We start from the raw sequence: 15,145 nt of genomic DNA, 5'->3' as shown, positions 1-15,145 counted from the left end.
TCGCAGGCTTCGGAGTTCAGACGACAGCACATGTAGGAGAGTACGCAGCGGTTCTTGATTCGCAGTCGACTTCGCAACGGCCGGCCACGATGTTCCGTGACGCAGATAGGTGTTCGTAACGCAAAGGATTGCTACTTCCGCGTAATCAGGGCCGCGTGAGTTCGACTTTGTTTCCACCGTTCGCCTCCGCTTCATGAGTTCGACATGGTGAGTTGCCCGACGGGTTAAACGTCGGACGGTTCCCGATTGCAACACGGCCGGCTTCTCGATTCCCGCCGAGAAGCCGGCTTTTTTTGCGCCTACTCGAGTCCGATTGCTCGCGGTGCGGCCGGCGTGTTACCTTTCGGGCCGATCCCGATCGTTCCGCCGCTCGCACGGATGTCATGGAACCAGCCTCGCTCGATCTCGCTGCGCTCGTGCCTCATTGGAATTGGGGCTACTCACTCGAGTTCGCGGTGCAATGCCTGCTCGACGTCGCCTTGCCCGGCTGGCTGCTGACGAAGCTGTTTCGCTTGCGAAGCGGATGCCGCGCCGAGCGTTGGGCCACGGTTGGGCTACTTGGGGTGCTCTTTAACTGCTTCGTTTCTTGGGGCGCACTGGCTGCGCAGTCGGCAGGAGAGCCTGCTTCGCTCGCTTTCACGTTCGAGTTGGTTTTCATCGCGAGCGCCCTCCTCATCCTGATGGCTAGGGATCGAGCGAAGATTCGCGAAGGTCGGACGGCGAAGAACTTTCAGAGCTATTTGCGTCTTCCCCGTTTGCACAGTTCATGGGAAGCGGCAGGCTATGTCATTATCGCTATGCTCGTGTGCTACTACCTCGTGCGCACGGTTCCTCTCTTCGATTTCGACGGCTCGCGACTCCGGCTCTATGGTGCGGCGTTCACCGATAAGACGACGAATATGATGTCGTGTGCGGCACTCATCCACGATGTGCCTCCCGACTGTCTCCGTTTCGCAGGCCACAAGTTCCCGAGCCATTACTTTCCCCACCTCTTTTCCGCAAAGCTCAACGGTTTAGGTTCCGAAGCCGGCATCCCTTACCTTTCGGGGTTCTGGTTCTACGTGCCGACGCTCGGCATCGTCATCAACGGGCTTGCGATCCTCGCCTTCGCGCGCAGGGTGTTGAAGTCGTATGCGGCCGGTTGTATCGCTCTTTTGATCTATGGGCTCACCAGCGTCACACCAGCACTCAAGCCGCTCGACATCACACCGGCCGCGACTCTGCTGGGGCTACTCGCGCTCGACCGCTTTCTAGCCTCCGGACGCAAATGCTGGGTGGCGTTATCGATCGTGCTTATCGGCACGATGCCCTGCTTCGAGGCATTTCATGCTTTTCTCATGCTCGGCGCGATCGGTCTCTGGGGAGGTGTCGGCTTCGTCGCCGATCTCACGCGACGACGAACCTCGAAGCGAATGCGATTGCCGGCGAGTCGCCTTGTCGTTCCCGCGCTGATGGGGATCGTCGCCTTCGGTTCGCTGCAACTTCTCTACCTGGGCGAGCGTCCGATCGCTCCGCCGCGCATCGTCGTCGACAACGTGTTCGGCGATTCTTATCGCAACACTTGGCAATCGCGCCTGGCCGACGACGACACCGTCGGCCATGTGCTCGCGAATCTCGATCACTGGAAACGGAAGCCCTCGAAGAAAGAAACCTCGCCGCCCAGTTCCGACATGGCGATCCCGCCGGCTCCCGTGGCGTGGTATCAACGGGTTACGGCACAGGTCGTCTACACGATTGGGCTCGTCGTGTATGTCTTTTGCCGTTTCGTGCATATTGCGATTCTCGGCGTCGCACATCTCGTTGAACGTCGCCGCAAAGGGACGTTACGCGCGAGCGAGCAGATCATCGCAGCCGCAGCGCTGATCGGGTTTACGGTCCCGTGGGTCGTCGATGTCGGCATTACGGCCGGTGGGCAATGGTGGAGTTCGCCGAACCTTTATCGTCCGACGGAATTCGGCTCTTGGCTCCTTGCCACGCTCGGGTCCGGCGTGCTATTAGACTGCGTTACCCATCGCGCGGCGTGGAAACAACGCTCCACTTGGGCTCTGCTCGCCGTCGCCGGTTATTGGCTCGTCACCGTTACGGCCGAACATCTTGCCCCGGCAACCACGTATCTCGAAGTAACGCCGGAGCAGATGCAAGCCTTGGCATATATGCGAGAAAACATTCCGTACGGCAGCGTGATCCTACATCCTTGGAGCGATTGCGAGATTCGCGATGCCGCGCGCAGCGATGCCGTTTCATTCATCTACAAACGCCACTTCACGCTCGGCTCGAACCTTGCCGGGCGAACGATGTACTACGAAGGGCGCGAAGACTACACATTTTCCAACGGTTTCATCGCGCCCGAAGAGGTGTATCGGCGCAGCCGTGGGCGAAAGAAGTTCTATACCGAGCCGGACGACGAGACGATCGACTTCGTATTGAAGGAAGTGCCGGTCGAATACGTCGTGGAAGATGCCGGCCGCCCGGCACCGGAGATCGTGCGAAGCTCATGGCCCGTCGTGTTTGAAAGCGGCGGCGTGAAGATTCGCCGACGGCCGTGAGAGGCGGCAGAGGTTTGTCGCCGAAAACGCAAGCGAAGGAGGGGGCTGGTGACGCTACGATACGACGTCTATTTTTTCAGCCTTGTTCCTAGCCCCGTTCGTAGCTCGTCGCTCACTCCCTTTGGGCCCATGTAGACGTTCCACACGACTTCCGCAAACGCGGGGTTGTCGACCGTAATCGGATCTTGATTGCGCCCGCGAACCGAAACACCGGTCTGAGGCAAGTGCGTGATCAGGACATGCTCTCCCTTTTTCAAAGGGCTGCTCGTCATGTAATCGAGCATCGTTTGAATCTCTTTCACGAACTTCTTGTCGGGATCATTCTTCTCGAACGTCTCGCGAAAACTGCGCGACAATACCGCCTCTGAAACATCCCGTTCCATGACCAGCAGCAGTTGCTTCGGCACGTCGGCGGCGGCAAGTGCATCGACATTCGTCGGGGAGATCGTTTCGCAACAATAGCTGCCGATCTTATAGAATTTGATTCCGAACGCTTTGCGAATCGCTTGGCCGGTCAATCGCATCTCGGCCGGCTTACCGCCGACCTCGGCCCGAACCACGACCGGGAAAATCCCCTCGTGTTCGATCGCGGCCTGGGCGACCTGCTCCGCGGCAACGGGCGCAACGCCCGCCGGCGGCTTCGTTTCGAGGGCCGGAATCAGTTCCGAAGCTGTTAACGCCGTGTCGCCGACTTCCGGCCCAGGTCGAAAGCCTTCGATGAAGCCCCGCACCGATCCGGATACGACGATCGCTCCGGTTACTGCCAAGCCACCCAACACAGCCACCGCAATGACGGTCCGCTTTACCCACATAGAAAACATCGGCAACCCTTCGACAAGATCGTTGGCAACCCAAAACAGCATGCGAGTTTCAGTCTAGAAGTCAGCAGGGGAAAGACAAGCAAATCATTCCCGTTCCGACACGATCCGGCGCTGAAACCGCTAGCAACTCACCGCGCGACGACGTATTATCTCGTTTCCGTGTCGGCGGTTCCGATCCCCGACACCGCGCTTTGCATCGCCCTAGTCTCTCGAGAACTCAACCATGAAATTTTCATTAAGTCGGATATTCGTCGCGGCGTTCATCGGCAGCTTGCCGCCGGCAGCCGTCGTGCAAGCTACGGAACCGGTCGTCACGCCACTGGCGGCGGAATTAAAGAACCCGGAGTCGATCGCAGTCGGCGTCAGCTATGCGAAGACATTCCCGACGTTCACCATCGCAGTGTCCGAGATCGGCGAGTTCGGCAAAGACGGTGACGGCAAGATCACGATCATCAGCGGCGCCGACAAGAAGACCCTCGCCGACGGTCTCGACGACCCGAAGGGGATGGTTTACATCGGCGAACAACTGTTCGTCACCGACAACAAGAAGGTCTTACGCATCGGCACGAAAGGGGGCAAAGAAGTCTTCGCCGCCGCCGACGCGTTTCCCGTGCCGCCGCTGTTCTTAAACGACATCGAAGCGGATGCCGCCGGTAATCTCTACGTCTCCGATTCGGGAGACCTGAAGGGGGCCGGAGGGGCCATCTATAAGATCGCGGCCGACGGCAAAGTGTCGACCGTCGTCGATTCCAAAAATCCGAAGATCAAGACTCCCAATGGGCTCTTGATGGACGGCCCGGACCATCTCTTGGTGCTCGACTACGGCAGCGGCGAACTCAACCGATTGAGCTTGAAAGATGGCGCGCTGGAGTTGATCGCCGACGGGTTGGAAACCGGCGACGGCATTGCGCGCGATTTCGATAACAACATCTACGTCACGCAAGTCGGCAAGGGGACGCTCTCGATCCTTCGCGGCGGCAAAGGCCCGGCCGTGAAACATGGCCCGACCCTCACCGGCCCGGCCGATCTCACACTCAACCCGAAAAGCGGCCAACTCCTGATCCCCGACCTGACGGCCGGCAAGATGGTCGGCGTTTCGATCGTTTCCGGCGCACCGACCGATGTCGACGCTTCGCCGTTGGCCGGAGTGGCGATCGAGCCGGCCTTCCCGAAGCTCGAAGACGAGATCCAACGCCCAATCGTCATCACGCACGCCGGCGACGGCAGCGGCCGGCTTTTCGTCGCTTCGCAACTCGGCAACATCTATGTGATCGACAAGGCCGACGATGCCGCGGAACCGAAGCTCTGGTTCGATTTCCAAAAGCACGTGACTTACAAAGATACCGAAAACGAGGAAGGCTTCCTCGGCTTCGCATTCCATCCGAAGTTTAAAGACAACGGGCAGTTCTTCGTGTTCTACACGAAGAAAGACGCGCCGGCGCACACCTCGGTCGTTTCCCGCTTCCATGCTGCGTCGGCCGGTGCGGCGACTGCCGACCCTGCGACCGAAAAAGAAGTCATCCGCATCCCGCAGCCGTTCTGGAACCACAACGGCGGCACGATCGCCTTCGGGCCCGACGGCATGCTTTACATCGCTCTGGGCGACGGGGGCTTGTTCAACGATCCGGAAAAGAACGGCCAAAATCTCGCAACGCTGAACGGCTCGATCTTGCGATTGGATGTCGATCATCAAGACGAAGGGCTCGGCTACGCGGTACCGAAAGATAATCCGTTTGTCGGCCGGAAAGATGCCCGAGGCGAAATCTGGGCTTACGGGATCCGCAACATTTGGCGGCTCGCGTTCGATCGCAAAACCGGTGCGCTGTGGGCCGCCGACGTGGGCCAAGACATTTGGGAAGAGATCGACATCATCGTTCGCGGCGGCAACTACGGCTGGAACAAGCGCGAAGGGATGCACCAGTTCCGACCTGAGGGTTCGCAACCGAAGCCGGAATACATCGAGCCGATTTGGGAATACCACCACGATCTCGGTCGCTCGATCACCGGCGGCTCCGTCTATCGCGGCTCGAAAGTGCCGGCACTGCAAGGAAAGTATATCTACGCCGACTACGTTCGCGGAACCGTGTGGGCCCTCGCCTACGATGCTACGAAGCAGAAGGTGCTGGCAAACCAAGAAATCAAAGGCAACGTTTTGCCGGTTGTCTCATTCGGCGAAGACGAAGCCGGCGAGATCTACTTCACGACGACCGGCAATAAATTCTTCCGGTTCTCGCCGGCGAAGTAATTCCGCCGCGGTAACTGAGACTTGCTGTTCTTCATCGGGCGTCTGCCGTGAGCTTTCCTGCTCGCGGCAGACGCCCGCTTGCTGCGCCGGCGGCCTTATGTTCGCTACGATCGGAAAATCTTCTCAACTCCTCAAGTCGACCAGGTCGATAGTTTCGGATGAGTAGCAAGCTCGCGCTCGTCGGCATGTCCGCTCGAACGCCCTCCGAACTGCAACAGGGAAGTTGCCATGCTCGTCGTCATCAGCGATCTTCACCTCACCGACGGCACCAGCGGCGCCACGATTTCGGCCGGGGCGTTCGACGTCTTTGCCGAGCGTCTGCAAGATCTTGCCTGCGCCGCATCGCAACGAGCCGACGGCTCCTATCGACCGATCGAACAGCTCGACGTCGTGCTACTCGGCGACGTGCTCGACGTCATTCGTTCCACGCGTTGGCTTAAAAGCAAAGACGTTCGCCCGTGGAGCGATTCGTCGAAGCCCGAATACATCGAGATGGTCACTCAGATTACGGCCGGCATTCTCAAGCATAACGAAGCTTCGCTCACCGTCTTGCGCCGCCTCGCCACCGAGAACGTGATTCGTCTTGCGCCGGCAGATGCGCTCGGCAGACCTGCGTTCACTCGCGAAGAGCAGCCGGTAAAAGTGAACATTCATTACATGGTCGGCAACCACGACTGGTTCTTTCGCTTGCCCGGCCCGAGCTACGATCTGCTCCGCCAATCGATCGTGCGCCACATGGGCCTCTCGAATCGGGCCGATCAACCGTTTCCGCACGATCCGAACGAGAGCGAAACGATTCTCGCCGCGATGCGCGCGCATAAGATGTTCGGTCGCCACGGCGACATCTACGATCCGTTCAACTTCGAAGGAGATCGCAACACGAGCAGCCTCGGCGACTCGATCGTCATCGAGCTTCTGAACCGATTCCCCGCACAAGTCGAAGCCGAGATGGGGGGCGACTTGCCCGACGCCACGTTCGCAGGCCTGCGGGAAATCGACAACGTCCGGCCGTTGCTGCTCGTGCCTGTTTGGGTCGACGGCATCCTCGAACGAACCTGCGCGTTTCCCGAACTGCGCAAGCGCGTGAAGCTCATTTGGGACCGCCTGGCCGACGACTTCCTCGATCTTTCCTACGTGCGCGAGCGCGACACCTGGAACCCGAACGATGTCGTCGACAACTTGCAACGGCTCTTGAAGTTCAGCAAGCGCATCTCGACGAAATGGGCCGCCGATCTGCTGCTTTACGTGAACGGCTTGCGCGGCCAGTCGAACGACTCCTACGCGACCCATGCGTTGGCCGAACAAGACTTTCGCAACCGTCGCGCGAAGCATATCGTATATGGACACACGCACTATGCCGAGAACGTGGCCCTCGACGCGAGCTACGCCGAGGGTTACGTCCTCAACCAAAACTATTTCAACTCCGGCACATGGCGGCGCGTGCATCGGCAAACGGTGCTGGCTCCGAGCGAACACGAATTCCTACCGTCCGACGTGATGACGTATCTGGCTTTCTTCCAAGGCGATGAGCGGAAAGGCCGGCCCTATGAAACTTGGACAGGGACTTTGGGCATTAGTACCACGGAAAACATCGTCCGCCGACTCGACCCCGCCGACACCGCTGTTCGCGGCCAATCGGTTTCGTCATCAGCTCTACAGGGGCGCGCCCCTCACTTCGCAACCGGTCCTGGCAAGTCCGCCGGCGCCCCCGTCCGCCGGAAGTAACGAACACCGCGAAGCCTTAGCGTCGGCCGCTCGACAACTTCGAGCCGCCGGCTACGGTGCCGTGTATCTATTGCACGGAACCTTCGCGGGCAACGATGCGGCGGGCGTATTGACCGAGCTCGGTCGGTTCTTTCCTGCCGTACGTCGCGGCCTCGGCAAGATCGCCAAGGTGCTCGTCGATGCCGTGATGAAAGACAACGGCAACTACACGATCGAATATGCCCGCGAGTTCGAAGAGGCGCTCAACGCCGACGGTGGCCCGACGATTCCGGTGCGCATCTTTCCTTGGTCGGGCGAGAACCACCATCTGGGACGAGCCGATGCCGCCGTGCGCCTGATCGACGAACTCGCCACGCTCGACATCGCTCCCGAGCGCCGCATTCTGCTTTGGGGACATAGTCACGCCGGCAACATTCTCGCGCTGCTCACCAACCTCGTCGCCGGCGACGAAGCAACCGTCGACTCCTTCTTTCGTGCGGCGGAATGCCACTACCGAATCCCTTGGGTCAACATCGTCGACATTCCGATTTGGCAAGCGGTCGAGCAGCGGTTGCGCAGCGCTGCGCGGCCGATCATCAAGAACCCGCTCGATATCGCCACGTTCGGCACGCCGATCCGCTACGGGTGGGATGTGCAAGGCTACGACAAGCTCATCCACTTCATCAACCACAAGCCGCTGCCCGACATCGATCCTTACTTCACGACGTTTCCCGGCACGATCGACGACATCGCTCGAGCTTCGGCCGGCGATTACGTGCAACAGTTCGGCATCGCGGGAACGAACGTGCCGCCGTTTCCATTGGCGCTACGGGCATGGCTCGCCGATCGCCGGCTGAACACGCTCTTGCAGCCGGAAGAATATACCTCGCTCAACCTGACGGACCGTCTGCGCGTCGGCCTTCGCGTGCCCGACGCCGGCGAGACGCTGCTCGTCGATTACGGTTCTCCCAGCGGCGGCATCAGCGAACACCTAGCCGGCCACGGTGTGTACACGAAGCTCGATTGGCTCCCGTTCCACGCCGCGGAAATGGCGCGGCGAGTCTGCCGCGCAGCCGCCGCTTAACGGCCGTGATTCAAACCGGCCCCTTATTCCGGCAGCGGCTTCCCCTTCGTCTCCGGCGCAAACGGCAACACCGCGAACCCAAGCAGGAAGATTCCGCACATCGCTACACCTGCGTAACGCATCGGCTCATGTTCGAGGCCCACGAACACTTTGCTTGTGAGATAGCCGAATGTAAACGGACCGATCGCCGCAACGAAGCGGCCGACGTTGTAGCAGAACGAGATGCCCGTACTACGCAAACGGGTTGGGAACAGTTCCGGGAAGTAGATCGCATATCCGCCGAAGAGCATCAACTGACAGAAGCCCATCATCGGAACCATCCAGAACACTTCGGAGAATTCGTCGAGATACCAGAAGGTAAAGGCAGTGCTGACCATCGCTAAGACGAATGAAATCGCAAACGCCGGCTTACGACCTATCACATGCGTAACGCGGCTGAAGACGTAAATTCCGAAAAATCCGCCGATGTTTTGCACTACCGACGTAATACCCTTCCAGTAGCCGATCTTTCCGTTGATCTCTGCCGGCGTGAGATCGGAACCGGCGAAGTGTTTACGGAATACGACGTCGATCAGATCGAAGCTGAAAAAGCCGATGCCCCAGAGACCGACGACGCCTGAAAACGCCAAGCACATTCCGACGAGCGCATTCTTGCGCCAACGCGGGTCCCCGAAGAGTTCTCCGTAGAACCCGGCAACTTTCTTTACAGACCCATCTTTCGCGGCTTGCTGCCAACGTTCGGGCTCGCGCAGTTTGCTCCGAATGACCAACGCCAACAGCGCCGGTACGGTGCCGACGAGAAACATTAAGCGCCAGGCCGTCAGTGTAAAGCCACCGACGACCCACGTGCCGACGATCCCGCGTTGTTCCATTTCACCGAGCGACATGCTGATCAACGCCGCCATGATGTTGCCGACTGCCGAGAGGGCTTGAAGCCAACCAAGCGCAAACGATCGCGAGCGTTCCGGCATTACCTCCGCCACGAGCGACACACCGACGGCGAATTCTCCACCGACGCCGAGGCCGGTAAGAAAGCGATAGAAGGCGAAGTCCCAAAAGCCTACCGAGAATGCACTCAGACCGGTGCAAAGCGAATAGGCAAGAATCGTCCACATCATTACCCGCGCACGGCCGTACCGATCGCCCAAGACACCGAAAATAAGACCGCCCGTCGCCCAGCCGAGGAGAAAGATGGCCGTGGCATACCCGGCATAGTCTGCGACCATCGCGTTAAATGCTTTAGCATCATCCAACTTCGGCAGCAACTCGACCATCGCCGGTCGCCGCGCAAGGTTGAACAACTGCTGATCCATCGTGTCGAACAACCAGCCGAGCGCCGCCACTATAAACACGAACCAGTGGTAACCGGTGAGTTCCTTGTACCAAGGTCGATACGCTGCGGTGACGGGCGAATTGCTCATGGTGCGAAGGCGACGTGCGAGCGTCGCGTGCGAGGGGTCGGTGCCGGAGGGAGCGGAGAGATGCGACAAGCGGAAGGTGGGACGCGTCGTGCGTAACGGCCCATCCGAACAGCCTGGGCCCGGCTCATAAGAATCCGCCAATCTGAACACGTGGCCCGGCGCGAGTCAAGAGCCGGACGCGCGAGCCGCGTGAGGCTCTAGCGATCATCCGTGTTATACTGTCGACGCTTCTTAAATTTGTCGCATTGGGAATGCCCGCGATGCCGAAATATGCCCTGAACGAAATCCTCGATACGCCTCCTTCGAGTTCGCCGGCCGATGCTGCGACTCCGGACCTGCTCGACGTCGAGACCAATGCCGCAGGCCCGCGAGGCTCTTTGCCTCTCTCCGCCGACATGCTGCTCAATGCCCCGAGCGGCGATCTGTTCGGGCTTTCGCAAAACGCCGGGATGGGCTGGCCCGTGCTTGAAATGCTCGGGCCGCAGTTTCTTTTGCTCAGTACGCAAGGAGGCGTTCGCGCCGAAGATGGTTCCCCCATCGCGCTCGGCTATCACACCGGCCATTGGGAAGTCGGGCTGCTCGTGCAAGCCGCCGCGCGCGAACTCAAACGGGCCGGCGGAGTGCCCTTCGCCGCCGCCGTGTCCGATCCTTGCGATGGTCGCTCGCAAGGGACCACGGGCATGTTCGATAGCCTGCCGTATCGCAACGATGCGGCCATCGTGTTGCGCCGGCTCATTCGCTCGCTCCCGACGCGCCGCGGCGTGCTCGGCGTGGCGACGTGCGATAAGGGAATGCCCGCGATGATGATGGCGCTGGCCGGTGCGTCGTCGTTGCCGTCGGTGCTTGTGCCCGGCGGCGTGACGCTGCCGCCGACCGAAGGCGAAGACGCCGGCAAAGTGCAATCGATCGGCGCGCGCTACGCGCATGGCGAGATCTCGCTGGAAGAAGCGGCCGAGCTAGGTTGTCGTGCGTGCGCGTCGCCCGGCGGCGGCTGCCAATTTCTCGGCACCGCGGCCACGGCGCAGGTCGTGGCCGAAGCGCTCGGCATGACTTTGCCGCATGCCGCGCTCGCTCCCAGTGGTCAACCGATCTGGCTCGACGCGGCCCGGCGCAGCGCGAAAGCGCTCTTCAGCCTCGCCGAGCGTGGCCTTACTCTCAAAGACATTCTCACCGACGCCGCGATTCACAACGCGATGGTCGTCCATGCGGCCTGCGGCGGCAGTACGAATCTGCTGCTGCACATACCGGCGATCGCACACGCCGCGAAACTTCGTCGTCCGACGGTCGAGGACTGGAACGATGTGAATCGCCGCGTGCCGCGCATCGTCGATGCGCTCCCGAACGGTCCGGTCGGTCATCCGACGGTACAAGTCTTTCTCGCCGGCGGTGTGCCGGAGATCATGCTTCACCTCCGCGACCTCGGCCTCTTAAATCTCGATGTGCTGACCGCGACGGGCGAGACGCTCGCAAAAGTTCTCGAGTGGTGGGAGACGTCGCCGCGCCGCACTCGTCTGCGGCAGCTCTTGCGCGATCGCGACGGGATCGAACCCGATAACGTCATTATGAGCCCGGCCCGAGCGCGTGAGCGAGGTCTCACCAGCACGGTCTGTTTCCCTCGCGGCAATCTTGCCCCTGAAGGCTCGGTTATCAAAGCGACCGCGATCGATGCCCGGGTCGTCGATGCCGATGGCGTCTATCGCAAGACGGGGCCGGCACGTGTTTTCACGCGCGAGAAAGACGCCGTCGCGGCGATTAAGGGAATCGCGGTTCCCGGCGCGAAGCCGGTGCAGCCGATCAAGGCAGGCGACGTGCTTGTGCTTTGCGGGCGCGGGCCGATGGGCTCCGGTATGGAAGAGATTTATCAGATCACCTCGGCGCTCAAGCATTTGCCGTTCGGTCGTGAAGTCGCCGTGGTAACCGATGCTCGCTTCTCCGGCGTGAGCACCGGCGCTTGCATCGGCCATGTCGGGCCCGAAGCGCTGGCAGGTGGACCGATCGGCAAGCTTCGCGACGGCGATCTCATTCAAATCATCGTCGATCGCACTAATCTTATCGGCAGCGTCGACTTTATCGGCGAAGCGGCCGATGCAACCGGGACGGCCGTCCGTTTCACGCCCGAAGAAGGGGCCGCGATTCTTTCTCTCCGATCGCTGCCGGCCGATCTTCATCCCGACGCCGACCTTCCGGACGACTCGCGTCTTTGGGCAGCACTGCAAGCAGCCGGCGGCGGCACTTGGGGAGGCTGCGTCTATGACGTCGATAGCATTCTCGCGGCGCTCAAGAAGTAGTCGCGAAAGCGGCGGCCGGGAACGTCGCGAACGATAGCGTCGGCCCGCCGGCATGCGCATCGAATACGTCTTGGTGATTCACCGCCGCTTGTCTTAGAATCCTCCGCCGAGCCGCAGCCAAGGATGGTCGCCGCCAGTCTCCTCATGCGCAGAAGAAACCTATGACAGCGGAACGGAAGCCGGCTGCCGACGAGCATTCGATCGCCGCGCGCCTCATGACCGGGCTCGTCGCGATCACGCTTCGTTATCCCGTCGCTATCGTCGTGCTTGCCTTAGTGCTCAGCGGAGCGGCCGGCGTCTACTCTTGGATGCATCTCGGCTATAAGACCAGCCGTCACGACTTGGTGAATCCTAAGAACGAGTACGGTCGGCTTTGGAACGACTACATCAAAGAGTTCGGCGAAGAAGACGATGCAGTCGTCGTCGTCGAAGGGGAAAACCGCGCGCGTGTCGTTCCCGTCTTGCAAGAACTCGCCACGGCGCTCGGCAGCGACAACAAATACTTTCATGCGGTGCTGCATGGCGTGAATCTCGAAAAAATTCGCTCCAAAGGGCTCCATTATCTTCCGCCCGATGAACTGCTCGGCGTCGAGAAATTCTTAGACGAAGCCGGTGCGGTCGTGCATGGGCAATGGTCTCGGCTCTCCGTCGGCAGCATGGTGCAAGGCATGACCATGCGCATGCAGCACGAAGGCGAAACGGCCAAGGCACAAGGGCCGGCCCCGACCTCGGCATTGGTCGCCACGAGCGAACAACAACTCGCGCGCCTCAGCGACAGCCTTTACACGTCGCTCGGCAAGAAAGGGACTTATCAATCCCCTTGGCCCGAGATGCCGTCGTCGTTTGCGACCCTCAGCGAACTCAATTCCGAATACCTGTTAACGAAGGAAGGCCGTCTCGGCTTCGTCCTCTTGCGTCTCTCGGGCCATGCCGACGACGGCTTCGCGCGTGGCGCCGAAGCGGTCAAAGCGTTACGCGTCTTACTCGCGCAGTTACAGTTGCGCCATCCCGAGGTCAAACTCGGGCTCACTGGGATTCCGGTCATGGAGTTCGACGAGATGGCAACCAGCCAATCGTCGATGACCTGGGCCAGCATCATTTCGCTCGCGGGCGTGGCGGCCCTGTTTATTGCCGGTTTCGGCGGGATTCGGCATGCTTTGTTGGCGAACCTCGTGTTGCTGATCGGCATGGCTTGGACTTTCGGCTACATCACGTTCGCGGTCGGACATTTGAACATTCTCAGCGTCTCGTTCGCAGCGACGTTGATCGGCATCGGCATCGACTACGGCATCCATTTCGTCGCGCGCTACGTGAAGTTGCGAGACCACATGCGCTCGCCGCATGAAGCCTTGCTCAAGACGATGAACGGCGTCGGACCCGCGATCGCGACCGGTGCGATTACGACCGCCATTTCGTTCTTTGCCGCCGGTCTAACGAACTTTACCGGTGTTGCCGAACTCGGCATCATCGCCGGCGGCGGTATTCTGCTTTGCGCGCTCGCCGAGCTCTTCATCTTGCCGGCCTGCATTCAACTCGTCGATCGAAGCGGCATCGGCTTCAACATGCCGACACCGTTGCCGGTGCATGAATGGATCGCACCGTTGATGAAAAACCCTCGCAAGCTCCTCTTCGCGACGACCGTGTTCACGCTCGTGCTCGGGGCGGGCATTTCGAAGCTCTGGTACGACCACAACCTGCTCAACATGCAAGCCGACGGATTGGAAAGCGTCGAGCTCGAAAAGAAATTGCTGAGCGAATGCAGCCAGAGCATGTGGTTCGCCGTGTCGATGGCCGATAGCCGCGAAGAGTTGCTGGCCCGTAAGGAGCAACTCTTAAAGCTCAACTCCGTCGAACGGACGGAGGAAATCGTTTCTTTGTTGCCGATCGATCATGAAAAGAAACAGCCGATCATTGAGCGCATTCAAACGAAGCTCGCGACGCTTCCGGAACGTCCGCCGTTGATCCCGGTCGAGCGACCGGAAGAGCTCGGGCAAACGCTCGCTTACGCGCAACAAGCACTCACCGACCGACATCAACTCGGCCCGGCTCGCAGGCTCGAGCAAATCCGCGATGCGCTCCGCCGCCTGCCGGCTCCCGATTGCTCGGCTTTGCTGTCTCAATTCCAACAACAAATGGCCGGCGACTTGCTCAGTCGGCTACACGCCTTGCGTTCGATGGCCGATCCGGAACCGCCGAAACTCGCGGACTTGCCCGAAAGTTTGGTGCATCGGTTCGTCGGCCATAACAATCGGCACTTGCTGAAGATCTACGGTCGCGGCGACATTTGGAACATGGATGCGCTCGCGACCTTCGTGCGCGACGTTCGCTCGGTCGATCCGAAAGCGACCGGCAATCCGCTGCAAGCCTACGAGGCGTCGCTCGAAATGAAGGGGAGCTACGAGCATTCCGCGCTCTTGGCGCTGGCCGTTATCTTGGCCGTGCTCTGGTTCGACTTTCGCAGCGTTCCCTATGCGATGCTCGCCGCGTTGCCGCTCGGGATCGGGGTGTTTCAGACCTTCGGCATCTTGGGGATTCTGAATTTGCCGCTGAATCCGGCGAACATGATCGCGCTGCCGCTCATGCTCGGCATCGGCGTCGACTACGGAGTGCATATCGTTCACGATTACCTCGACCAGCGCGGTCCTTACCGCATGTCGCCGTCGACGGCCGTTGCGGTGCTCGTCGATTCGCTGACGACCGTCGTCGGTTTCGGCGCGCTCATGATCGCCAGTCATCAAGGTCTGCAAAGCCTCGGCCGGGTGCTGACGATCGGCGTCAGCTGTTGCTTGTTTACCTCGATGATCATGCTGCCGGCCCTGCTTACTTGGATGACTCGCAATCGGCCGGAAGTTGATGAAGAGAACGCCGCCGACGAGGGTGTTCAAGCGAGCGACGACGGCGGTCTGCGCCCTCACCATCGCGACGAACGCCCGCATCCGGGAAATGCCCCTCATTTGCATGCGCCGCACTTTCACGAACCGACCGAACTACGATCGCCGCGCGTGCGCAGCGAAGCATAAACGCGCGCTGTACGCA

General features: G+C 60.4%; 8 protein-coding genes. 6 read left to right on the top strand and 2 right to left on the bottom strand.

Annotation, left to right across the window (positions count from 1 at the left end; all coding sequences use genetic code 11):
• Positions 1-383 precede the first annotated feature (383 nt).
• Positions 384-2,546 (top strand): hypothetical protein, encoded by a 2,163-nt coding sequence (locus K8U03_18965; protein ID MCE9606971.1) that lies wholly within the window; start codon positions 384-386, stop codon positions 2,544-2,546.
• A gap of 68 nt (positions 2,547-2,614) precedes the next feature.
• Here the strand turns inward: K8U03_18965 and K8U03_18960 are convergent, their stop codons facing one another.
• Positions 2,615-3,409 carry a chalcone isomerase family protein gene (locus K8U03_18960; GenBank protein ID MCE9606970.1) on the bottom strand — a complete coding sequence of 265 codons (795 nt, stop codon included), beginning with the start codon at positions 3,407-3,409 and terminating at the stop codon, positions 2,615-2,617.
• A 1,042-nt stretch (positions 3,410-4,451) separates the two neighbouring features.
• Here K8U03_18960 and K8U03_18955 point away from each other — a divergent pair.
• The 3 genes from K8U03_18955 (at position 4,452) to K8U03_18945 (ending at position 8,400) form a co-directional block, all read left to right on the top strand.
• The gene (locus K8U03_18955) at positions 4,452-5,612 is read left to right on the top strand and encodes a PQQ-dependent sugar dehydrogenase (GenBank protein MCE9606969.1); all 1,161 of its coding nucleotides are present in this window, start codon (positions 4,452-4,454) and stop codon (positions 5,610-5,612) included.
• A gap of 228 nt (positions 5,613-5,840) precedes the next feature.
• Positions 5,841-7,337: a hypothetical protein gene (locus K8U03_18950; GenBank protein ID MCE9606968.1), complete on the top strand. Its 1,497-nt coding sequence runs from the start codon at positions 5,841-5,843 to the stop codon at positions 7,335-7,337.
• A gap of 61 nt (positions 7,338-7,398) precedes the next feature.
• Positions 7,399-8,400 (top strand): hypothetical protein, encoded by a 1,002-nt coding sequence (locus K8U03_18945; protein MCE9606967.1) that lies wholly within the window; start codon positions 7,399-7,401, stop codon positions 8,398-8,400.
• 23 nt (positions 8,401-8,423) lie between these two features.
• Here K8U03_18945 and K8U03_18940 read toward each other — a convergent pair whose 3' ends face one another.
• Complete coding sequence (locus K8U03_18940) at positions 8,424-9,821, bottom strand: MFS transporter (protein MCE9606966.1); 1,398 nt, start codon at positions 9,819-9,821, stop codon at positions 8,424-8,426.
• A 251-nt stretch (positions 9,822-10,072) separates the two neighbouring features.
• Between K8U03_18940 and K8U03_18935 the strand changes: the two genes are divergently transcribed.
• Entirely contained in the window at positions 10,073-12,109 is a 2,037-nt protein-coding gene (locus K8U03_18935; protein MCE9606965.1) for a YjhG/YagF family D-xylonate dehydratase, read from the top strand.
• A gap of 161 nt (positions 12,110-12,270) precedes the next feature.
• On the top strand, positions 12,271-15,129 hold the full coding sequence (locus K8U03_18930) for an MMPL family transporter (GenBank protein MCE9606964.1): 2,859 nt from the start codon (positions 12,271-12,273) through the stop codon (positions 15,127-15,129).
• The last annotated feature ends 16 nt before the right edge of the window (positions 15,130-15,145 follow it).

Source organism: Planctomycetia bacterium, from assembly GCA_021413845.1.
Taxonomy (GTDB): Bacteria; Planctomycetota; Planctomycetia; order Pirellulales; family PNKZ01; genus PNKZ01.
This window is presented reverse-complemented; position numbering and strand designations above follow the sequence as displayed.